The sequence below is a fragment of the Nocardiopsis sp. MG754419 genome (assembly GCF_018207095.1).
Classification (GTDB): Bacteria; Actinomycetota; Actinomycetes; order Streptosporangiales; family Streptosporangiaceae; genus Nocardiopsis.
In genome coordinates, this window is record NZ_QOCZ01000037.1 from 1 (window position 1) to 21773 (window position 21773).

The 21773-nt window shown below is 72.7% G+C and carries 16 protein-coding genes; 5 read left to right on the top strand and 11 right to left on the bottom strand.

Annotated elements, in window-relative coordinates:
* Positions 1-2757, top strand: a 2757-nt coding sequence (locus DSY14_RS09960) for a bifunctional [glutamine synthetase] adenylyltransferase/[glutamine synthetase]-adenylyl-L-tyrosine phosphorylase (protein WP_211716214.1), incomplete at its 5' end; no start/stop codon positions are given.
* Here DSY14_RS09960 and DSY14_RS09965 read toward each other — a convergent pair.
* Together DSY14_RS09965 and DSY14_RS09970 are read right to left on the bottom strand one after the other, a co-directional pair.
* A complete protein-coding gene (locus DSY14_RS09965) occupies positions 2745-3875 on the bottom strand; it encodes a HAMP domain-containing sensor histidine kinase (RefSeq protein ID WP_307851181.1) in 1131 nt (376 codons plus the stop codon). The genes DSY14_RS09960 and DSY14_RS09965 overlap by 13 nt on opposite strands.
* Positions 3876-3928: 53 nt before the next feature.
* Positions 3929-4600 (bottom strand): response regulator transcription factor, encoded by a 672-nt coding sequence (locus DSY14_RS09970; protein WP_211716216.1) that lies wholly within the window; start codon positions 4598-4600, stop codon positions 3929-3931.
* 163 nt (positions 4601-4763) lie between these two features.
* Between DSY14_RS09970 and DSY14_RS09975 the strand changes: the two genes are divergently transcribed.
* Positions 4764-5375, top strand: coding sequence for a M15 family metallopeptidase (locus tag DSY14_RS09975; protein WP_211716217.1), 612 nt, complete (start codon positions 4764-4766; stop codon positions 5373-5375).
* Between the two features lie 84 nt (positions 5376-5459).
* On the opposite strand, the gene DSY14_RS09980 is transcribed toward DSY14_RS09975, so the two are convergent.
* From DSY14_RS09980 to DSY14_RS09995, 4 genes are all read right to left on the bottom strand, one after another.
* Positions 5460-7268: a carbohydrate-binding module family 20 domain-containing protein gene (locus DSY14_RS09980; RefSeq protein ID WP_211716218.1), complete on the bottom strand. Its 1809-nt coding sequence runs from the start codon at positions 7266-7268 to the stop codon at positions 5460-5462.
* A 315-nt stretch (positions 7269-7583) separates the two neighbouring features.
* Positions 7584-7922 carry a hypothetical protein gene (locus DSY14_RS09985; protein WP_211716219.1) on the bottom strand — a complete coding sequence of 113 codons (339 nt, stop codon included), beginning with the start codon at positions 7920-7922 and terminating at the stop codon, positions 7584-7586.
* A gap of 92 nt (positions 7923-8014) precedes the next feature.
* A complete protein-coding gene (locus tag DSY14_RS09990) occupies positions 8015-8671 on the bottom strand; it encodes a hypothetical protein (protein ID WP_211716220.1) in 657 nt (218 codons plus the stop codon).
* A gap of 408 nt (positions 8672-9079) precedes the next feature.
* Positions 9080-9658, bottom strand: coding sequence for a TetR/AcrR family transcriptional regulator (locus DSY14_RS09995; protein ID WP_211716221.1), 579 nt, complete (start codon positions 9656-9658; stop codon positions 9080-9082).
* A 113-nt stretch (positions 9659-9771) separates the two neighbouring features.
* Here DSY14_RS09995 and DSY14_RS10000 point away from each other — a divergent pair, with 113 nt between their 5' ends.
* The gene (locus DSY14_RS10000) at positions 9772-10380 is read left to right on the top strand and encodes a dihydrofolate reductase family protein (protein ID WP_211716222.1); all 609 of its coding nucleotides are present in this window, start codon (positions 9772-9774) and stop codon (positions 10378-10380) included.
* A gap of 30 nt (positions 10381-10410) precedes the next feature.
* On the opposite strand, the gene DSY14_RS10005 is transcribed toward DSY14_RS10000, so the two are convergent.
* Complete coding sequence (locus DSY14_RS10005; RefSeq protein WP_211716223.1) at positions 10411-12195, bottom strand: NAD+ synthase; 1785 nt, start codon at positions 12193-12195, stop codon at positions 10411-10413.
* 266 nt (positions 12196-12461) lie between these two features.
* Between DSY14_RS10005 and DSY14_RS10010 the strand changes: the two genes are divergently transcribed.
* The gene (locus DSY14_RS10010) at positions 12462-13823 is read left to right on the top strand and encodes a glutamine synthetase family protein (RefSeq protein ID WP_211716224.1); all 1362 of its coding nucleotides are present in this window, start codon (positions 12462-12464) and stop codon (positions 13821-13823) included.
* A 184-nt stretch (positions 13824-14007) separates the two neighbouring features.
* Here the strand turns inward: DSY14_RS10010 and DSY14_RS10015 are convergent, their stop codons facing one another.
* Complete coding sequence (locus tag DSY14_RS10015) at positions 14008-15198, bottom strand: MFS transporter (RefSeq protein ID WP_211716225.1); 1191 nt, start codon at positions 15196-15198, stop codon at positions 14008-14010.
* Positions 15199-15281: 83 nt separating this feature from the next.
* Here DSY14_RS10015 and DSY14_RS10020 point away from each other — a divergent pair, with 83 nt between their 5' ends.
* Positions 15282-15857 carry a Chromate resistance protein ChrB gene (locus DSY14_RS10020; protein ID WP_249187633.1) on the top strand — a complete coding sequence of 192 codons (576 nt, stop codon included), beginning with the start codon at positions 15282-15284 and terminating at the stop codon, positions 15855-15857.
* A 13-nt stretch (positions 15858-15870) separates the two neighbouring features.
* Here DSY14_RS10020 and DSY14_RS29595 read toward each other — a convergent pair whose 3' ends face one another.
* The 3 genes from DSY14_RS29595 to DSY14_RS10030 form a co-directional block, all read right to left on the bottom strand.
* Entirely contained in the window at positions 15871-16083 is a 213-nt protein-coding gene (locus DSY14_RS29595; protein ID WP_374223997.1) for a LuxR C-terminal-related transcriptional regulator, read from the bottom strand.
* The gene (locus tag DSY14_RS10025; RefSeq protein WP_374223998.1) at positions 16080-18686 is read right to left on the bottom strand and encodes an AAA family ATPase; all 2607 of its coding nucleotides are present in this window, start codon (positions 18684-18686) and stop codon (positions 16080-16082) included. The genes DSY14_RS29595 and DSY14_RS10025 overlap by 4 nt, the downstream gene beginning before the upstream one ends.
* An 89-nt stretch (positions 18687-18775) precedes the next feature.
* Positions 18776-21766: a helix-turn-helix transcriptional regulator gene (locus DSY14_RS10030; RefSeq protein ID WP_211716226.1), complete on the bottom strand. Its 2991-nt coding sequence runs from the start codon at positions 21764-21766 to the stop codon at positions 18776-18778.
* Positions 21767-21773: the final 7 nt, after the last annotated feature.

The window sequence follows — 21773 nt, forward strand, 5'->3', positions numbered from 1 at the left end:
GAGGACTGGCGCGAGCTGCGGGGGGCCGACGCCGCGCGCACCCCACAACCGGAGGAACCGCGCCGCGGTCTGCTGCACACCGTGGGCGCCCGCCCCGACGACCCCGCGCCCGTCGCCGATCCGGCGGTGGTCGAGGGTGCGGGCGGCGACCCGTGGGAGCTGCTGCGTCACACCCTCAGGGTGGCCTACCGTCGGCGGCTGCTGCGTCTGGCCGGACGCGACCTGACCGCCGTGAACACGGTGGAGGAGGTCGCCGCCGAGCTGTCGGACCTGGCCGCCTCCCTGCTGGACGGGGCGTTGGCGGTGGCCCGGGGCGAGGCCCCCGAGGACGCGGCGCTGTGCCGACTGGCCGTGATCGGCATGGGCAAGTGCGGCGGTCGTGAGCTCAACTACGTCAGCGACGTGGACGTGGTGTTCGTGGCCGAACCGGTCGGGGACGCCGACGAACAGGAGGCCCTGCGCGCGGCGACCCGGTTGGCGGCGGCGATGATGCGGATCCCGTCGGCGACCGACACCGAGGGCACCCTGTGGGAGGTCGACCCCGCGCTGCGGCCCGAGGGCAAGAACGGCCCGCTCGTGCGGCCACTGTCCAGTCATGTCACCTACTACGAGCGTTGGGCCAAGACCTGGGAGTTCCAGGCGCTGCTCAAGGCGCGACCCATCGCCGGTGACGTCGACCTGGGCCGCGCCTACGCCGAGGCGATCACGCCGATGGTCTGGGAGGCCTCCGCCCGCAAGGACTTCGTGGAGGACGTACAGGCGATGCGCCGGCGGGTGGTGGCGCACATCCCCACCGCCGAGACCGACCGGGAGCTGAAGCTCGGTCCGGGTGGTCTGCGCGACATCGAGTTCTCCGTGCAGTTGCTCCAGCTGGTGCACGGACGCACCGACGAACGGCTGCGTTCGGGCAACACCCTCCGGGCGTTGACCGCGCTGTCGGAGTTCGGGTACGTGGGGCGCAAGGACGCGGCGGGGCTCGCCGAGGCCTACCGCTTCCTGCGCCGGATGGAGCACCTGCTGCAGCTGGAGCGGTTGCGCCGCACCCATCTGATGCCCGACCCCAAGACCCAGGACGGCCCCGCCCAGTTGCGCGGCCTGGGTCGGGCCCTGGGTTTCACCGGGGACCCGGTCCGGGAGCTCACCGAGGCGCGCAAACGGGTGTCGGCGGAGGTGCGGCGCCTGCACGAGAAGTTGTTCTACCGGCCGCTCCTCAACGCCGTGGCCAAGCTGCCCGACGAGGAGGCCCGCCTCTCCCCCGAGCAGGCCGTCGACCGGCTGGGCGCGCTCGGGTTCGCCGACCCTCGCGGGGCCCTGCGGCACCTGGAGTCGCTGACCTCGGGTCTGTCGCGGCGCGCCGCCATCCAGCGCACGTTGTTGCCGGTGATGCTCGGCTGGTTCGCCGATTCCCCCGATCCCGACGCCGGCCTGTTGGGGTTCAGGCAGGTCAGCGAGGCGCTCGGCACCACCCCGTGGTATCTGAGGCTGTTGCGCGACGACGTGCGCGTGGCCGAGCGGATGGCGTGGTTGCTGGGCACGAGCCGCTACGTGACCGAGCTGTTGGTCCGCGCGCCCGACTCGGTGGCGACACTGGCCGACGACGCCGACCTGCGCCGTCGGCCGGCCGAGACGCTCATGGCGGAGGCGGACTCGGCCCTGCGCCGGTACGACACCCCTGAGGAGGCGGTGTCGGCGGTCCGCGCCCTGCGCCGCCGGGAGCTGTTGCGCACGGCCGCGGCGGACCTGCTCGAAGTGTCGTCGGTGGAGGAGGTCGGGAGCGCGCTGACCGACATCGCCGCCGTGACCGTCGACGCCGCGCTGCGCGCCGCCTACACCAAGGTGGTGGCCGAGGCGGGCGGCGAGGAGCTCACGCGTGTGTGCGTGGTGGCGATGGGGCGGTTCGGCGGGGGTGAGCTCACCTATGCCAGCGACGCCGACGTGATGTACGTGCACGACCCGATGCCGGGGGCGGACAAGGGGGCCGCCACCAAGCAGGCTCTGTCGATCGTGCGGGAACTGGCCCGGTTGTTGGAGATGCCGCAGGCGGAGCCTCCGTTGAAGGTGGACACCGATCTGCGGCCGGAGGGCAAGAGCGGTCCGGTGGTGCGCACTCTGGACTCCTACGCGGCCTACTACGGCCGTTGGTCGCAGGTGTGGGAGAGCCAGGCGCTGCTGCGGGCCCGGCCGATCGCCGGCGACCCGGAACTGCGCGCGGCCTTCACCGCCCTGATCGATCCACTGCGGTACCCCGAGGGCGGGATCGACGGGACCTCGGTGTTGGAGATCCGCAAACTCAAGGCGCGAATGGAGGCCGAACGGCTGCCGCGCGGGGCGGACCCGACCCTGCACACGAAGCTGGGGCGCGGTGGGCTGTCGGACGTGGAGTGGGTGGTCCAGCTCCTGCAGTTGCGGCACGCCCACGAGTTCGCGGACCTGCGCACGACCGGAACCCTGGAGGCGCTGCGGGTGGCCGTGGCGCACGGACTGTTGGCCGCCGACGACGGCGCGGTCCTGGAGCAGGCCTGGCGGTCGGCCTCCCGGGTGCGCGGCATGGTGATGCTGGTGCGCGGGCGGGGCGGCGACTCGCTCCCCTCCGATCTGCGGGTGCGGGCCGCCCTGGCCGAGGCCATGGGTTATCGGGCCGACTCCGAGGACGAGGACGCCGAGACCGTGGGGCCCGCGGAACAGCTGACCGAGGCGTACCTGCGGGCCACGCGAAGGGCGCGGGCGATCATGGAACGGGTCTTCTACGACGACTGAGCCCGGGTGTCGTGGACGGCCGGCGCCCTCCACACCTCGGGTGAGGCGGGCAGGTGGACGGTGACGACCAGTCCACCGCCCGCGCGCGGCACGATCTCCAGCCGACCCTGGTGGACCTGGGCCACCCGGTCGACCAGGGCCAACCCGAGCCCGTAGCCGCGCGCACCGTCGCCGTCCCGGGTGCGGCCGGCGCGGTGGAAGGGCTCGCGCAGCCGGTCGGCCTCCGCCGCGCCGTACACGCGCCCGGGGTTGGCCACACGCAGGAACACCGCTCCGGTGGCGGGGTCGTACCCGGTGGTCACCAGGACGTGCCCCGCGTCGGCGTTGTGGCGCAGGGCGTTGTCCACCAGGTTGTCCGCGACCCCGGCCAAGAGGGCGGCGTCGCCCCGCACGGGCGCCGGCGCGAGTCGATGTTCCAGACGCAGTCCGCGCCGCAGCGCCTCCTCCGCGTGTTCGTCGACGCTCGCGCGCACCTCCCGGGCCAGGTCCAGGGGGGTGGAGACGGTGTGGACCGCCTGGACGTCGGCCAGCCGCAGCAGCGACTCGGTGAGGCCGATGGCGCGCGCGTTGGTGGCGCGGAGCCGTTCCAGGACCTCGGGCACGTCCCGGCCCTCGGGGTCGAGGCGGGCGGCGTCGAGGATGGCCCCGGTGACCGCGAGCGGTGTGCGCAGTTCGTGCGAGGCGTTGGCGGCGAACCGTTCCTGGGCGGCGAAGGTGTCGTCCAGACGTTCCAACATGTGGTCGAAGGAGTCCGCGAGCTGCCGGAACTCGTCGTTGCGGCCGCGCATGCGGATGCGGTGGTCCAAGCGGCCCTCGGCGGCGGCACGCGCCGCGTCGTTGAGGTGGTGCAGGGGACGCAGCACCCATCCGGCGAGGAACCATCCGCCGACGGTGCCGACCACGGCCAGGAAGAGCAGGACGCCCCCGGACATGCGCAGCAGGGCCTGGAGGATCTCCGTGCGGCTCGCCACCGGGTCCCCCTGGACCGAGGGGTCGGAGGTGGTGAGCGGGTAGTCGGGGACGTAGCGCAGCACGACGTACACACCGAGGAGCACGGCGACGCCGGCGGCGACGAGGAAGAGCGCGTAGCTCAGGGCCAGGCGGGCTCGGGCGGTCACCCGGGGCCCGCGCGAGCGTGGACGAGGGTCCGGCCCCGCCGGCGAGGGGGTGTTCACCGCGCGCTCACCTCGACCAGGCGGTAGCCGACCCCGGGGACGGTGACGATGGGGTCGGGGGTGCCCAGGACCCTGCGGAGTTGGGAGACGGTGACCCGGGGCGCGCTGGTGAAGGGGTCGGTGTTCTCGTCCCAGACCTTCTCCAACAGGGTCTCGGCGCTGACCACGCCCCCTTCCGCGCGCATCAACAGTTCGAGGACGGCGAACTGCTTGCGCGGCAGACGCAGGGGGCGCCGGCCCCGATGGGCCTCGCGCCGGTAGGGGTCCAGGCGCAGGTCTCCACGGACCAGGACCGGGGGGACGGCCGCCGCCGGTCTGCGGGCCAACGCCCGCAACCGCATCACCAGTTCCTCCAGGTCGAAGGGTTTAGTGAGGTAGTCGTCGGCGCCGAGGGAGAACCCGTCGACCTTGTCGCGCAGCCGCGTGGCGGCGGTGAGCATGAGCACACGGGTGCCGGGGTGGTCGCGGGTGACGGCGGCGCACACGTCGTCCCCGTGGGTCCCGGGGAGGTCCCGGTCCAGCACGACCACGTCGTAGTCGTGGACACCGACCCGTTCCAGGGCCTGGTCGCCGTCGAGGGCGACATCGGCGGTGATCGCTTCGTGGGCGAGCCCGGACTGCAGGGCCTCGGCCATGAAGACCTCGTCCTCGACGATGAGCACACGCACCGGCTTCCCCCTGGGTCTGGTCGGGTGAGGGGGACCGACGGTAGTCGGTCTCGTGTTGCGAAAACGTGTGCGTCACGCGCAACAGTCCCTCCACGCCCCCGTTGCTCTCCTGGTGTGGTTCGACGGGCCCTCGCGCCCACCCCACCGCTCAGGAGTCGCACCGATGTCCCACAGGTCCGCACGCCCCTCGTGTCCCGAGCCCGTCCGGTTCCGTCGCACCCTCCCCTTCGTTCTTCTGTCCGCCGTGACGGCCGCGGCGTGCGCGCCCACCGGGGACGCGTGGCCGGAGGGAACGTCGGGGGCCGAACGGTCGCCGGTGTCCCTGTTCTCCCCGCTGGACGAGGCCGACGGTCTGGTCCCCGAGGGGAAGGGGCTGGCGCCGGACGCGGACGCCCCGGCGCTGCACCGACTCGACCCGGACCTGCTCGCGGCGGTGCGGGAGGCGGCGGCCGCGGCCGAGGACCAGGGGATCGAGGTGGTGGTGACCGGCGGTTGGCGGGCGGAGCGTTACCAGGCCTCACTGTGGGAGGACGCCGTCCGGACGTACGGCGGTGAGGAGGAGGCCGGGCGTTGGGTCGCCACCCCGGAGGAGTCGGCGCACGTGCGGGGCGAGGCCGTGGACGTCGGGTACACCGACGCGGCCTACTGGTTCGCGCGGCACGGATCGGAGTTCGGGTTGTGCCAGACCTTCGCCAACGAGATCTGGCACTACGAACTCACCGTGGAGCCCGGGGACACCTGCCCGGAACCGGTCGCGGACGCCTCGGAGCGATGACCGGAGAAAGACGAGGGCGCCCCTCGCCCGCCAGGGGGCGAAGGGCGCCGGATCGGGGGCGCGGCCCCGAACGACGGTCGTGGGTCAGCGCTCGCCCCAGGTGACCGTGGTGGCCGGACCGACCCGGTCGTCGCCGGGCTCCCACTCGGCGGAGCCGTCGGGACCGACCTTGACGAGTTTCCATGCGGTGTCGGATCCGAGGGGGACGGTGCCTGTCCACGCGGGGTAGGTGTCCGCGTCGGTGGTCAGCGCCACCCCGTCGGCGGGCTGCCACGACCCGAGCTCGGCGGTGGAGCCGACCACGTGGACCTCCTGCCCGGGGTCGGTCTCGACCGTGGCGGTGAGGGTGTCACCGGGCTCCCCCGGTTCCCCCGGGTCGCCGCCGCAGTCCTGTGCGCATTCGCCGCCCACGTGCAGTGCCAGGGCACCGTCGGCGGGAACGGTGGCGGAGACCTCGCCACCGGAGACCGTGGCGACCCCGGGGCCGGCCGCGTTGTCGTATTCGCCGTCGGGCAGGGAGGTGGACGCGGTGACCGTCCAGCTCGCACCGGAGGCGTTGAAGGCGGCGAAGCCGGCCGTGCCGCGATCGAAGGCCACCCGCGCGGACCCCTCGCGGGCACGCTCGGTCAGGTCGGCGCCGCTCACGGCGTTGCGGAACCCGACCATGCCGCTGACGGTCGCGTCGCGGTGCTCACAGATCCAGTCGCCGTCGGAACAGTCGCTGTCGGCGGTGATCCACCCGGCGGGGTTGCCGTCGACCTCACCGACGCTGGGCGGCCCCTCGGCGTCGTTGCCCCGGAAGTCGTAGCTCGACATCACCACGGGCGTGCCGTAGGGGTGGGCGAGCATGAACGCGGTGGCGAGGTGGTAGCGGTCGCCGTCCACGTAGGTGAGCGTGGGCTCGTAGCGCTGGGTGTCGTGGTTGTCGATGAAGACCACCGACTCGTCGGAGGTGAGGGCGCCGTGGTCGGGCATCGAGGTGAGGTCGGCGATGTTCCCGTCGGCGAAGCGCGAGGCGACGTCGCGCTTGTAGTCGAAGTTGGTGACCTGACCGTAGGGCGTGTAGGCGGTGTAGGGGATCGTCTGGTCCCCGTAGACCTCGTGGAAGACGTGCGGGGCGCCGCCGAAGCCGGGCACCTCGTCCAGGGCGCCGATGATGGCCCCCATGTCGTCCTCGGGGACGTGCTTGGAGGCATCCACCCGGAAGCCGCCCACGCCCAGGGCGACCAGCCCGTTGAGGTAGCGCACGATCTGGTCCCGCACGTGCGGGTCACCGGTGTTCAGGTCGGACAGACCGAGGAGCTGGCAGTTCTGCACCTCCTCCTTGTCGTCCCAGTTCGTGATCTCCTCGTAGCAGGGCCCGAAGTCGTCGCGGGTGTAGGAGGCCTCACCGTCACCGAAGAGGTCGGGGTACTCGTACTGCTCCCACTCGGTGCCGGCGCTGCCGGGCAGGTCGGCCTGCAGGGGGCCGGTCATGTGGTTGATCACCGCGTCGACGTAGATACGGACACCGTTGTCGGCGCAGGTGGCGACCATGTCCTCGAAGTCCTCGGCGGTGCCCCGCCGGGTGTTGTCGATGCTGTAGGAGACCGGCTGGTAGTCCTGCCACCAGGGGTGGTCGCCGCCCTCCGCGTGCGGGACGACGATGTGCTCCTGGGGCGGGGAGACCTGGACGCCTCCGTAGCCCTGGGGACCGAGGAAGTCGGCGCACTCGGTGGCGACGGAGTCCCAGTTCCACTGGAACAGGTGGACGATGGTGTCGCCGGTGCTCTCGGCCGCGGCGACGGGGGTGACGATCGGTCCGTCCGAGGAGACCGACGGACCGGGAACCGCTAGCAGGCCGGCTCCCAGCACCGCGGCTCCGGCGAGGGCGCCGAGTCGGGGTGTTCTCATGTGCGCTCCTTGGGGGGAGGTTCCGCGACGGGGCCACACTGCCCCACCGCCAATCCCTTGCAGATTCTGCAAGAGTTTGCGTAGGAGTGATGAAGGTAACACGAGAACGAGGCCATGTGAACCGGGTGTTTCCTGCTCCTGAACAGCCTTTGAGGACTGACCTCTACGAAAGAGTCTGCAAGTTTTCTGAAAGGCGACACCGGACCTCGCGCCGCGGGCGCGAAAAAGCCGGTGGCGGGCCGGAGCACTCCGACCCGCCACCGGCGGAACGACCCCTCACGGGCGGGGTCGTGGGGAACACGGCGCCTCAGGGGATCACCAGAAGACGGCCACCGCGATGTTGACGATGGCGAGCACCCCGGCGATGATCGCCAGGTTCTTCGCCGGCTTGCGCAGGTTGAGCACGCCCAGCACGACCACGGACAGGGAGACGATCAGCTTGACCGCGATCTTGACGTGGTCGAGGTCGGTGAGATCGGCCATCTCGGCCACACCGACCAGGAGCAGCCCCGTGACGAACTGGAGCAGGGAGCTGTGCAGCAGGACCTTGGTGGCCTTGACGTTGTCGGTCATCAGCTGCATCAGGACACCGGCGAGGATGCCGGCCAGGCCGATCATGTGCAGGAAGACGAGCGCGGAGTAGAGAAAGTCCATGTCGACACACTACTACGCGCTGTAGTTCTTGATCTCGTCTTTCTGACGCTCTGACGTAACAAAACGGACACTCCGCCGCACGCCTCGCGGGGTCAGCCGCGCCGGCGTACACCCCACTGTCGCCACAGCAGCCACACCAACAGCATCAAGGCACCGACGCCCACCGCGCGCAGCACACCCTCACGGTCGACCACCTCCCCCATGCGGGAGAGCATCGTCGACTCCGCGACCAGGAGCGTGTCACTCGCGCAGGCCGCGGGCTCGGCGTCCCGGTCCAGCAACAGACAGGCCGTGCTCACCGCCCGCTCCTCCTCCGGCGCACTCTCGGGCAACCTGACCCGCACGGTGTACTCCGCCTCTCCGCCCGCGGGGACGTCGACCCGCCAGTTGGCGACCCCTTCCTCCAGCACCCCGCCCTGACCGAGCTCCACCACTTCCAGGGGTTCGGGCACGTGCTGGGCGAGCAGACCGTTCTCGATCGCCTCCTCGCCGTCGTTGGCCACCGTCGCCCGGTAGACGATCTCCTCCCCCGGCGCGGACGGCTGCGCGGACCCGGACAGGGAGAGTCCCACGAGCGCCGTGTCGGCGCCGCCATCGGCGAGGATCGAACGATCCCCCGCACGATCCGCCGAGGCGGGAACGGCCAAGAGCGCCACGGCCGCCACCCCGGTGACCGCGCCGACGACCGCACGGCCGGCCCTTGGCGCCCCGGCCCGGCCGGCGGCGCTCCCGAAAGCGATCAGAGTCATCCCACGCCTCCCCATGTTCACTGCGTGACAGGAACAGACAACTACGGGTGAGGCCACGGGGGCGCCAGGTGACACGCCCCCGTCCGCTTCGCCCCGACTCCACCCCGCCCTGAATGTTCCTTAGGCCCGTGATCGCCCTTCTCAGGCGACGGCCCCGCCCCCTCGGCCGCGTCATCCGGGGAATCGGGCTCCCGCCCGGCGCCCGGCCGGGTTCGTCAGGGCGATGGTGGAGACCGGAGCGGCCGAGGGTCGGCCGCCGCCAGGAGGGGACGGACCCGTGTTCCACGTCGAGACCCCGCGGCACTGCGTCGAACGGCCCGCACGGAAGGGGGCAGCAGCAGGACGGGCGGCGCCGGAAGGTGCCGCGGCACCGCGACCGCCCACGAGGCGCGGGGCGGGGCCCGGGGCTCAGTCGTCGAGGTCCAGGCGGTGCACCACGCGGTCGACCAGGGCGTCCAGGTCGCCCTCGGGGGCCAGGACGCCGGGCAGGGTGAGGTGATCGGTGACCAGCGCGTTCAGGGCCAGATAGAGGACCAGCACGGTGTCGCGGCCACCGGGCATGCCCACCTGGTCGTGGAAGGCGACGTTGGCCTCGAGGTCGGCGCGCACGCGGGCGGTCATGTCCGCTCGCAGAGCGGGTCTCCGGGTGGCCTCCAACTGCAGTTCGAGGGTGGCCAGGTGGACGTGGGGGTCGGCGACCAGGCGCCGGACCGTGGCGCGCATGATCTCGGCGAGTCTGGCCCGGTCCCGGGGGCCGGTCAGCACGTCGTCCCACTCGGCCTGCTCGGGCATGAAGCGCTCGTAGGTGCGCCCACCGGCCTGGGCGAGCAGATCGCCGCGGTCGGTGAAGTAGTTCGAGGCGGTGCCGGCGGGCACGGCGGCCCGGGTGTCGACCGCCCTGAAGGTGAGCCCGCGCGCCCCCTCCTCGGCGAGCGTCTCGATGGCGGCGTCCAACAGCGCGGCACGCCGCTCCGGGTTCCTGACCATGGCCTTTCCCCTCTTCTACAATCGACTTGGCAAACCACTACGCCTGGAGTACTTTATCCGTAGTACTTCAACCATAGTGGTCAGCCGACCACGAACACACCCCCGGGAGATCCATGCGCGACCTCACCTACTTCGTCGCGGTCTCGCTCGACGGCTACGTGTGCGGACCCGACGGTTCCTTCGACTTCTTTCCCAACGGTGACGGCGACGGTGAACTCGGGGAGGGCGGCGCGTTCCACGTCGACGAGTACCCGGAACTGCTGCCCACCCACGTGCGCACGCACCTCGGGGTGGACGCGCCGCACCGGCACTTCGACACCATGGTGCAGGGGCGCGGCTCCTACCAGGTCGCGCTGGACGTGGGGGTGACCCGCCCCTACGCGCACCTGCGGGAGTACGTGTTCTCGCGCACCCTGCCCGCCGACCTGGACCCCGACGTGACGATCGTGTCCGAGGACCCCCTCGGCACGGTCCGACGGCTCAAGGAGGAGGACTCCGACCTGGGCGTCTGCCTGGTCGGCGGCCCGTCCATCGCCGGGGTCCTGCTGCCGGAGATCGACGCGCTCATGATCAAGCGCTACCCGGTCGTGGCCGGGTCCGGGAAGACCTTCTTCGAGGGCGCCGCGTTCGACCCGACCGCCTTCACCCGGGTGAGCGGCACCATCCTGAAGGACGGGAGCGACTACACGCTGTTCCGTCGCGCCTCGTCCGGGACGACGTGAGCCGTCCGGTGCCGGGACCGTCCGGGCCCCTCACACCCTCCAGCGGACGGTGATGGGGAGTCGGCGGTCCCGGCCCAGGTTCCGGGCACTGATCTTGGTCCCCGGGGCGGACTGGCGACGCTTGTACTCGGCCCGGTCCACCAGACGGATCACCTTGCGCACCAACGCGGGGTCGTGCCCGGCCAGGATCAGCTCCGCCTCCCCCAGGTCGGTGCCCACGTAGGCGTCCAGCACCGCGTCCAGCACCGCGTAGTCGGGCAGGGAGTCGGCGTCGAGCTGGTCGGGGCGCAACTCCGCGCTGGGCGGCTTGGTGATGGAGGACTCCGGGATCGGCGGTACCCGCCCGAGCCGGCCGGCCTCGGCGTTGCGCCACCGCGCCAACTCCCAGACCAGGGTCTTCCAGCAGTCCTTGATGGGCGCGAACCCGCCCGCGGAGTCACCGTAGAGCGTGGAGTATCCGGTCGCGGCCTCGCTCTTGTTGCCGGTGGCCAGCACCAGGTGGCCCTCCTGGTTGGACAGTGCCATGAGCAGTGTGCCGCGTACCCGGGCCTGGAGGTTCTCCGCCGCCAGTCCGCCCAGCGGGGCGTCGACGGAGGCGGCGGCCGCCTCGAACGCCTCCACCACCGGTGCGATGGCGACGGTACGGGCGGTGAAGCCCTGCCGGTGGGCCAGCTCCTCGGCGTCGGTGATCGAGTGCCCGCTGGAGTACGCACCGGGCAGGAGCACCCCGTGCACCCGTTCGGGGCCGAGGGCGTCCACCGCGACGGCGGCGGTGAGCGCGGAGTCGATCCCCCCGGAGATCCCGAGGATCACCGAGTCGAACCCGTTCTTGGTGACGTAGTCGCGCAACCCCAGCACGAGGGCCCTGTACACGTCGCCGATGTCCGAGAGCGGGTCCGGGCGCGGGGTGACCGTGGCGGGACGGGGTTCGTAGGCGGGGACCGGATCCTCGGAGAGCAGGTGACGGGTGATCCGCAGACCGTCCACCACGGTGCCGTCGGGGGCCTCCGGCCGCAGGGGATCCGCGCCCGCGGCCGGCAGGTCGAGGTCGGTCACCAGCAGGGTCTCGGCGAACCGGGGCGCACGGGCCACCGGTTCGCCCTCGGCGTCCACCACCAGGGAGTCGCCGTCGAAGACCAGGTCGTCCTGGCCACCGACCATGTTGACGTAGGCCAGGGTCGCGCCGACCTCCCGGGCCCGGCGCCGGCACAGCTCCAGGCGCGTGTCGTCCTTGTGCCGCTCGTAGGGGGAACCGTTGAGCGAGACCAGCAGGCCCACCCCGGCCGCGCGGGCGGCCGTGACCGGGCCGCGGTCGCGCCACAGGTCCTCGCACACCACCAGGGCGACGTCCACACCGCGGACCCGCACCACCGGCAGGGTGTCGCCGGGGACGAAGTTGCGGAACTCGTCGAAGACCCCGTAGTTGGGCAGGTGGTACTTGGCGGAGGTGACCGCCATGCGCCCCCGGTGCAGCACGGCGACCGCGTTGCGCGGACTGCCCGAGGGCCGGCCGAACCGCTCCCCCGGCCCCTCCCCACGGGAGAGGAATCCCACCACGACCGGTAGCTCCCCCAGACCCTCGCGGTCCAGTTCGGCGGCCAGGGCCCGGGTGGCGCGGATCGACGCCGACACGAACGAGCCGCGCAGCGCCAGGTCCTCGACCGGGTAACCGGTGACCATCATCTCCGGCAGTACCACCAGGTGGGCGCCGTCGTCGGCGGCGGCCCGGGCGGACTCCACGACCAGTCGACCGTTGCCCTCCAGGTCCCCTACGGTGGGATCGACCTGGGCCAGTGCGATTCTCAGCTGTGCCACGTTTCGAGCCTATCCCTCGCGTGTTTCGTTCCCCGGAAACACGTGGCCGCGTCCGGCCCGGGGCCTCGCGGCCGGGGTGGTCCGCAGCGCCGCCGTCAGCGGTCATAATGCGTGTGCGGGTGACGGACCGGGCAGGCCCCTGAGCGGGCGCGGAAATACCCTGGAAATATCCGCACGGCACACTGGGTCCTGGGACAACGTGTCCGGCTCGGCTCCGCGACCGACGGACCGGGGCCGGGACCGATCGGCATCGAGGAAGGTTGATCGTGAATCGACAGCAGGAATTCGTGCTCCGCACGCTGGAGGAGCGCGACATCCGGTTCGTGAGGCTGTGGTTCACCGACGTGCTCGGGTACCTCAAGTCCGTGGCGGTGGCGCCCGCCGAACTGGAGGCCGCGTTCTCCGAGGGCATCGGGTTCGACGGCTCGGCGATCGAGGGCTTCGCCCGGGTCTACGAAGCCGACATGCTCGCCCAACCCGACCCGTCCACCTTCCAGGTGCTGCCCTGGCGCAACGAACCGCACGGCACCGCGCGCATGTACTGCGACATCCTCATGCCCGACGGTTCGCCCTCCCCGGCCGACCCGCGGCACGTGCTCAAGCGCCAGCTCAGCAAGGCCTCCGACCTCGGGTTCACCTTCTACACGCACCCCGAGATCGAGTTCTACCTGCTGAAGAAGTTCCCCGAGCACGGGGAGTTCCCCGAGCCCAACGACTCGGGCGGCTACTTCGACCACACGCCGCACAACAGCGCGCACGACTTCCGGCGCAACGCCATCAACATGCTCGAGGCCATGGGCATCTCGGTGGAGTTCAGCCACCACGAGGGCGGCCCGGGCCAGCAGGAGATCGACCTGCGCTACGCGGACGCGCTCACCACCGCCGACAACATCATGACCTTCCGGTTGGTGATGAAGGAGGTGGCGATGGAGCAGGACGTCTACGCCACGTTCATGCCCAAGCCGTTCACGGAGTACCCGGGTTCGGGCATGCACACCCACCTGTCCCTGTTCGAGGGCGACCGCAACGCCTTCTACGAGCCGGGCGCCGACTACCAGCTCTCCAAGGTGGGGCGCGGGTTCATCGCCGGTCTGCTGCGGCACGCCGACGAGATCGCCGCCGTGACCAACCAGTGGGTGAACTCCTACAAGCGCCTGTGGGACGACCCGGCCGCCTCGGCCGGCATGGGCGGCGAGGCGCCCGCCTACATCTGCTGGGGGCACAACAACCGGTCCGCGCTCGTGCGGGTGCCGATGTACAAGCCGGGCAAGTCCAACTCCAGTCGGATCGAGATCCGTTCGCTGGACAGCGCGACCAACCCGTACCTGGCCTACGCGGTGATCCTGGCCGCCGGCCTCAAGGGCATCGAGGAGGGGTACGAGCTGCCCCCGGGCGCCGAGGACGACGTGTGGGCGCTGACCGACGCCGAGCGTCGGGCGCTGGGTATCCGGCCGCTGCCGCAGAGCCTGGACGAGGCGCTGCGACTGATGGAGAACAGCGAGCTGGTCGCCGAGACGCTGGGCGAGCACGTCTTCGACTTCTTCCTGCGCAACAAGAAGTCGGAGTGGAACTCCTACCGCCGCCAGGTCACACCGTACGAGCTCCAGCGGTACCTGCCCACGCTGTAGGCACACCCGCTCCGAAGGAGCCCCCGCCGGCACGGCCGGCGGGGGCTCCTTCCCGTTCCCGGGCCGGTGGGCGGGTCGATCGGTCGGCGCCGCGACCGTCGGTACCCGCTGCCTCAGGACCACCGTGCACGCGGTGGTCGCGCGCGTCGGTGAGCGGTGACCCGTGGCACCGGATCCCGCTCCCTCAGCCCGGGGAGGGGCGCGGTGTCCGCTCCGCGTCATCGCGCAGCGCTCCCCGGGCGAGCGCGCCGGCGCCGAGACCTGCGGCGGCCAGCGCCAAGAACGCGACGGGCAGGGTCGTGGCCCCGGCGATCGCGCCGACCAGGAGCGGCCCGCCGGCGTCACCGACCTCGCGTCCGAGTTCGGCGTTGCCCATGGTGCGGCCCAGGCGTTCCTCCGGGGTGACCTCCGCCAGGTGGGCGAAGCAGAGCGGGGTGACGGTGCCGACCATCAGGCCGATCACGGCGGCCGAGGCGTACAGCGTGATCCCGTGGGGGACGAGGGCGAGCACGAGGAGCGCGACGGCGGCGAGGCCGAGGGCGATCGCCCCGCCGTCGCGGGTGGTGATCCTCCGCCGGTCGCGCAGCCCCCCGACGACCGGCTGCACGAGGGCCGAGACGAGGGCGAGGAGTGTGACGGCGAACGCTCCGGCCAGGGGGTGCAGGTCGAGTCGGACGGCGAGCAACGGCAGGAACCCGACGGCGACACCGAGGATCCCGGTGGTCGTGGCGAGCAGGAGCGTGGGGACGAGGAACCCGCGTTCGGTCGACTGGCGCACGAGGTCGGCGACGGTGTAGCGGGTCCGGGGCATGACCGGCAGCCTCGGGAGCGCGCACAGGACCCAGGCCGCGGCGGCGACGGCCAGGACGGCGAGCACCAGGTAGAGGGCCTGGATACCCCACAGTTGGGCCAGGGCGACTCCGCAGAGCGGACCGAGGACGTACCCGAGGCTCTTCCACGCCCCGTACCGGCCGAAGGACCGCCCCAGACGCTCCTTCCCCGCCAGACGCGCGACCGCCGCCGAGGACGCCGGGGAGAAGGCGGCGGCCGCCGCTCCCTGTCCGAACCGGGCCAGGCCCAGCACGAAGGGGGTCGGGGCGGTGGCCGCGAGCAGGGACGCGGCACCGAACGCGACCAGACCGCCGAGGATGACCGGCCTGACCCCGATCCGGTCGCTGAGCGCCCCGAAGAGCGGTTTGAGGATCACCTCCGCCACGTCGTACAGGGCCAGCATGAGCCCGAGGCCGAGCAGGCTCAGTCCGATGTCCTCGCTCTGGGTGCCGAGCACGCCGGCGACACCGTGGGCACCGAAGGCGGTGGTGAACCCGGCGAGGTACAGCGGCGCGACCGACCACACGGAAGGAGATTTCGTCACATTCTCGACGGTAACACGTGTTACTCACCGCGACGTGGGCCGGATCCGTTCGTCCTGACCGAGGCGCTGTTACCGTCGGGGGCGTGACAGACGAAGCGGTGCGATGGATCCTCGCGGTGGTGCAGGTGCCGGCCAAGCCCTCCCGGCACAGGGTCGCGGTGTGGCGCGAACTGCGACGCGCGGGGGCCGTGCCCGTGTCGCAGGGGACCTGGGCGCTGCCGGCCACGGACGCCTTCCGCGCGGCCGTGGAGCGCGCGGCGGAACTGGCCGTCGAGGGCGGTGGTCGGGTGGCGGTGTTCGACGTCGAACCGCGGGACACGGAGTCGCGCGTGCTCATCGTCGACGCCTTCACGGCCGCGCGGATCGACGAATGGCGGGAGTTCACGGCGGACTGCGGCAAGTTCCAGGACGAGATCGCCAAGGAGATCGCCAAGGAGAAGTTCACCTTCGCCGAACTGGAGGAGGAGGAACAGAGCCTGGAGCGGCTGCGCCGCTGGTTCCGGGACCTCAAGAAACGCGACGTCCTGGCCCTGCCCGAGGCGCGGACGGCGGCCGAGCTGCTCCGCGCGTGCGCCCGCACGCTCGACGGGTACGCCGAACTCGTCTACACCGCCGTCCACGGCGGCCCGCACGGCGAGGTCGACCCCCGCACCGGGTGAACCGGGCGCGGGTTCAGCCGAGACCGAGTTCGCGGGCCCGGGCGACGGCGGCGGTCCGGTTGTGCACGCCCAGTTTGGCCATGAGGTTGGTGACGTGCACGCTCACGGTCTTGGCCGAGATGAACAGCGCCTCCCCCACCTCCCGGTTGGACGCCCCGGTGGCGACCTGGGCCAGGACCTCGACCTCACGCGGCGTGAGACCGGCGGGCGCCACGGGGGCGCTCATGGGCCGAGCTCCCCCAGCTCCGCGAGCCGTTCCGTCAGTTCCCCGGCACGGGCCCGGTCGCCCAGAGCGAGCAGGTCCCAGAACGCCCCGTACCAGGCGTTGACCCTGGTGCGGAACGCGGCCGCCTCCACCAGCGGGAGCGCGCGCTCCCAGTGCGCGCGGGCCTCGGCCGGATCGGTCGCCAGCCACCCCGACACCAGGTCACGACAGAGCCGCCCCGAGGCCGAGGTCGGCCACCCCTGGACCGCCAGAGCGCCGCGCAGCAGCGCCGTCAGGTCCAGGGCGAGCGCGGCGTCCCCGGGGGCGCCGCGCCGGCGCAGCCGGAAGACGACCTCGGCCGAGATCGGCTGCCCCTGGAAGCCGTACCGGACCCGGCTGATGAGCCCGATGTCCTCCTCGGCCTCGAGGATCAGGCGGGCGGCGTCGGCCCAACGCTCCTCCGACCCGTCCATCAGGGCCGCCAGTCGCCCGAAGTAGTGCGACATGTACTCCATCGGCGAACTGCGTTCCCGGGGCAGCAACCGGGCGAACTCCTCCAGCGCGTTCTCGGCGGCGTCCCGGTCACCGCGCGCCGCGTGCACTTGGGCGGCGATCCCCTGCCGGCGGGCCTCGATGAGGTCCCCGCCGCCCGGATGGGCGTCCAGGACACGGGCGGCCTCCTCGACCCTTCCCAGGTCGAGGAGGTAGACGGCGACACCGTTGGCGTAGCCGCCACCCTGGCTGCGCAGGATGCCGAGTTCGGCGCACCGCTCCAGGGTCTCCCGCGCCAGGTCCAGGGCCGGTTCCAGTTCGAGCCGCAGCCGCAGGTTGCCGGCCAGGTTGTTGAGCCCGCGCAGTTCCACCTGGACCTCGCCCAGGTCCCGAGCGAGGCGGATCCCGGACCACAGCATCTCCACGGCCTGGTCCGAACCGGTGACGTCCAGCAGGGTGCCCAGGGTGACGAGGGCGTCGGCCTCGCTCGCCCGGTCCCCGGACAGGCGGGCCAGGTCGATGGCGGCCGCGGCGACCACCTCGGCCTCCTCCGGGTGCCCCTGGAGCATCAGGACCGAGGCGGTGGCGGCGCCGATGAGGGCCTGGTCGGGATGGTCCTCCGGCAGCAGCGCGGCGGCGGCCCGCAGGTCCTCCAGGGCCGCGGTGCGTCCGAGGTCCTTGTAGGCACGGGCACGGGCCACGAGCAGGCGGGCGGCGGTGTCGGGGTCGGTCGTGGCGTCCAGGTCGGCGAGGCCGTCGGTGGCGTGCTCGACCGCACGACGCAGGTCGCCGGCCACCTGGGCGGCCAGGCACACCCGGAGCAGGAGTGCGCCGCGCGCCAGGCCGAGCCGCTCGGCGGCCTCGGGGACCGCCTCCCACAGTTCCACCACCCGTTCGAGCAGCTCCAGGTGCTCGGGGTGGGCCGCGACGGCGAGGCACCGTTCGGCCGCCTCCAGCGCGGAGACGAGGGCGCGCGGATGGTCGTGGGCGGCGTAGGCGTGGTGCGCGAGCCGGAGCACCTCCTCCGCCCGCGGAGTTCCGGGCACCCCCGCGTCCAGGACCTCGGCGTAGAGGCGGTGGGTCCGGACCCGTTGCCCGGGCAGGAGGTCGTTCCTGATCGCCTCGGCGAGCAGCGCGTGCCGGAACACGTAGCCGGTGTCGGTCGGACCGATGAGTCGGGCGTCCACCGCTCCGCGCAGCGCCTCCTCCAGGTCCTCCTCGCCGATGCCCGAACGCTCGGCCACCTCGGCGAGCAGCGCGTGGTCGACCCGGTCGCCGGCGATCGCGGCCAGGCCCAGGACCTTGCGCACGAGGGGGTCGAGCGGTTCGACCCGGCGCATGAGCAGGTCCCGGGGACCGTCGGGAACACCGGCGTCGAGACCGGAGGCACCGAGGAACGATTCGACGAACAGCGGATTGCCGCCGCTGCGTTCGTGCAGCAGGTCCAGGTCGGCGGCGGACAGGGACCCACCCAGCGCCGTCGCCTGCGCGGCCACCTCGGGGCGGGAGAGCGGTTCCAGGTCCAGGCGGGTGACCCGGGGCAGCCGCTCCAGTTCGGGCAGGAGGGGACGGAGCGGATGGGTGCGGTGCAGGTCGTCGGTGCGCACGCTCACCACCAGGTGCAGGGGCACCGCCTGGAGGTTGCGCAGCAGGAAGACCAGCAGGTCGCGCGTGGAGGCGTCCGACCAGTGGAGGTCCTCCACCACCAGACCGATCCCGTCGGGACGGGCCCGCTCCTCCAGGAAGGTGAGCACCGCCTCGAACAGCCGTGCGCGGCCATGCTCGTCGTGGGCGCGGGCGGGAGCCGCGGGCTCGTCCGGGCCGGGCAGGATCCGGGTGAGCGCGCCACGCTCCGTGGCACCGTCCTCGGTGGGGAGCAGCCGACGCAGCAGGGCCGTGAACGGCGCGTAGGCGACGCCCTCGGTGCCCAACTCCAGGCAGGCGCCGAGGGCCGTGCGTCCCATGGGTGTCCGGTCCAGGTACTCGGCGAGCAGGCGTGACTTGCCGATCCCGGCGTCGCCGCACAGCAGAGTGGTCCGCACCTCCCCGGTCAGGGCACGGCGGGCGTCGCCGAGCAGGAGGTCGAGGTGGCGCCGGCGGCCCACGAAGGCGGAGTGCGCGGAGGGGGACATGGAGGCCAGTATGCCCGGTGGAGGGCTCCGCCCGGGAGGAGGCCCGCGGCCGGGTCCGGCGCCATGCGCGCTCGGTCCGGCCCCGCGGTTCAGAGGAGCCCCAGGTCCCTGCCCTTGGCGGCGGCCGCGGTCCGGTTGTTCACGTCCAGCTTGTTCATGAGGTTGGTGATGTGCACGCTCACGGTCTTGGCGGAGATGAACAGCGTCGCACCGATCTCCCGGTTGCTGGATCCGCGGGCGACTTCGGTCAGCACCTCCAGTTCACGGCGGGTCAGGCCGGACCGTGACGCGGTGGAGGCGGCGGTACCGGAGGCCGCCGACTCGTGACCCGCCGTGAGAGCCGCAGGCGCGACGGCCGCTCCGACGACCGGGGGCCGCCCCGGTTCGGGCCACCCGTGGCGGGCACGGAGCACCAGCGCCTCCCGTTCGAAGAGCGTCATCCCGTGGGCGACGGCCCGGTCGTACAGGGCGTCCACGTGTCGGACCGCGGCGTCGCGCGCCTCGGCCCGCAGCGCGGCGTGGGCGGCGCCCAAGTGGTACTCGGCGTGGGAGACGACCGGGCCGGTGGGGCCCAGCTCGTCGAGGGCCCGCTCGAACAGTTCCAGGGACGCGGCGGGGTCGCGCCCACGCCAGGCTCGGGCCGCCAGGGCGGCGGCGCGGGCGTCGGAATGGATCACGTCCGGGGGGAGGGCGTCCAGGGCCTCCTCGATCCGTGCGGCCAGCAGCCGGGACTCCCCGTCGGGTTCCTCCGCGAGCAGGGCGAGGACCCACGCGTGCCAGGGCAGGGTGGAGCGGTACAGCCCGTGGGTGACGGCGGCCATCCCGCGCCTGCCGTCGGCACTGGTGAGCAGGGTCAGGGAGATCCGTCCGGCGTCCTCCAGACGCCCTTCGTGCAGGGCGAGCTGTTGCCGGACCATGTGCGCCGGGAGGTGTTCCACCGGTGCGCTGTCACGCTCGGGCAGCACGCGCCGGAAGCGGTCAGCGGCGGCGCGCACGGCGTCCGGTCGCCAGCGGTACAGGTCCAGGTGCATGCGCAGCACCAACGCGCGCGCCCCCACCACCCCGCTGTCGTGGATCCCGTCCAGTAGCGCCTCGGCCTCGTCGAACCGCCCCTGGTCGAAGCGGGTGACGGCGATCCCGTAGACGAAGGCGCCGCCCCTGGTGCGGGTCAGACCCAGGGCGCGGCACCGGCGCAACCCCTCCAGTGAGACCTCGGCGCTCTCCTCCACCCGACCGTGGCTCTTGAGCACCCCGCCGAGGTCGGTGAGTCCGCGGATCTCGGCCTGGACGTCCCCGATCTCCCGGGCGAGCCGGATGCCCCGTTCCAGGTCGGCCAGCCCGCAGCCACGTTCGCGATGCTCCAACAGCGAGCCCAGGGTGACGAGGGCGTCGGCCTCGCTCCGTCGATCCCCCAGTTCCCGGGCGAGGTCGAGGGCGCGGCGCGCGCCGGTGTCGGCGTGTTGGTGGTGTCCGCGCATGAGGAGCGTGGCGGAGAAGGTGGCGAGGACCGCGGCGCTCCGGGGGTGGTGTCGGGGCAAGAGGACGGAGGCCTCGGCCAGATCCTCCAGCGCCCCGTCCAGGCCCATCTCCATGAGGGCCAGCGCGCGGGCGTGGCGCAGCAGGGCGATCCGTTCCGCCTCGGCCGGTGGGTTCTCCTTGTCGATCGTCCCGTGGTGGCCGGTGATCCCGAGCGCGGCCAGCCCGTCGTCGGCGTGGCCCACCGCGTGGCGCACCGCCCCCGCGACCAGGCACGCCTCGGCGGCGCGGACCAGGACGTCCACGCGCTCCGACCCGAGGCGTTCGCCGGCGTCGGGGACCTGGTCCCACAGTTCCAGGACCCGCTCCACCAGGGACATCTGTTCGGGATAGGCGTCCACGGCGGCGACGTGGTCGGCGGCCCGCCACGCCGCCTCCAACGCCAGGGGGCGGTCGTGCGCCGCGTGGGCGTGGTGCGCGAGACGGACCGCCTGTTCGCGCTCGGACATGCGGGGGACGCCGCGGTGCAGTGCCTCGGCGTAGCGCCGGTGGGCGCGCACGCGTTCCCCGGGCAGGAGGTCGGCGTGAACGGCCTCGGCCAGCAGCGCGTGTCGGAACACGTAGCCTTCGTCGGTGGTGCGCAGTGCCTGGGCGTCGATGGCCGGGCGCAGCGCCGCCTCCAGGTCCTCCTCGCTGATCCCCGCCCGGCGGGCGACCGCGGCCAGCAGGGTGTGCGGGACCCGGCCACCGGCGGTGGCCGCCAGGCCGAGGACACCGCGCGTGGGTTCGGAGAGGGACGCGACCGAGGCCAGGAGCAGGTCGCGCAGGCCCTCGGGCAGGGCGGATCCGATGTGCGCGGGACCGTTCACGAGGGACTCGACGAACAGCGGGTTGCCGCCGCTGCGTTCCCAGAGCAGGTCCAGGTCCTCGGGGTCGGGCCCGGTGCCCCGCAACGCGGTGGCCTGCGCCCCGACCTCCTCACGTGAGAGCGGCCCCACGTCCAGACGCCCGACCCGGGACAGACGTTGGAGTTCGGGCAGCAGGCGGCGCAACGGATGGGCGCGGTGCAGGTCGTCGGTGCGCACGCTCACCACCAGGTGGACCGGGGCGGAGCCGAGGTTGCGCAACAGGAAGACCAGCAGGTCACGGGTGGAGGCGTCGGCCCAGTGCAGGTCCTCCAGGACCAGGGTGAGCCCCTCGGGGCGGGCCCGCTCCTCCAGGAAGGTGAGCACCGCCTCGAACAGGCGGGCGCGCCCCTCGTCCGTGCCGCCGCCGGCCCCGCCCAGTTCGGGCAGGAGCCGGCCGAGGTCCGCGGTGGGGGCGGTGGAGGGTCCGCCCGCGCGCAGGAGAGCGCGGAGCAGGGCGGTGAAGGGGGCGAAGGGCAGACCGTCCGCCCCCACCTCCAGGCACCCGCCGACGGCGGACCGGACCCCGGGCACTCTGCGGAGGTGCTCCTCGATCAGACGGGTCTTGCCGACGCCGGCCTCGCCGCAGACGAGGACGGCGCGGGCCCCGTCTCTGCGGGCCCTGCGCCCGTCCGCGGCCAGGGTGGACAGGTGGGGGTGGCGTCCGACGAACACGGCGGAGGGGTCATGGATCCGCATGCCGCCC

Excerpts from the sequence above, each read along its gene's own strand:
- DSY14_RS09975 (WP_211716217.1), top strand. The coding sequence starts at position 4,764 with ATGTCCCACAGGTCCGCACGCCCCTCGTGTCCCGAGCCCGTCCGGTTC.
- DSY14_RS09980 (WP_211716218.1), bottom strand. The coding sequence starts at position 7,268 with ATGAGAACACCCCGACTCGGCGCCCTCGCCGGAGCCGCGGTGCTGGGA.
- DSY14_RS09985 (WP_211716219.1), bottom strand. The coding sequence starts at position 7,922 with ATGGACTTTCTCTACTCCGCGCTCGTCTTCCTGCACATGATCGGCCTG.
- DSY14_RS09990 (WP_211716220.1), bottom strand. The coding sequence starts at position 8,671 with ATGACTCTGATCGCTTTCGGGAGCGCCGCCGGCCGGGCCGGGGCGCCA.
- DSY14_RS09995 (WP_211716221.1), bottom strand. The coding sequence starts at position 9,658 with ATGGTCAGGAACCCGGAGCGGCGTGCCGCGCTGTTGGACGCCGCCATC.
- DSY14_RS10000 (WP_211716222.1), top strand. The coding sequence starts at position 9,772 with ATGCGCGACCTCACCTACTTCGTCGCGGTCTCGCTCGACGGCTACGTG.
- DSY14_RS29595 (WP_374223997.1), bottom strand. The coding sequence starts at position 16,083 with ATGAGCGCCCCCGTGGCGCCCGCCGGTCTCACGCCGCGTGAGGTCGAG.
- DSY14_RS10025 (WP_374223998.1), bottom strand. The coding sequence starts at position 18,686 with ATGTCCCCCTCCGCGCACTCCGCCTTCGTGGGCCGCCGGCGCCACCTC.
- DSY14_RS10030 (WP_211716226.1), bottom strand. The coding sequence starts at position 21,766 with ATGCGGATCCATGACCCCTCCGCCGTGTTCGTCGGACGCCACCCCCAC.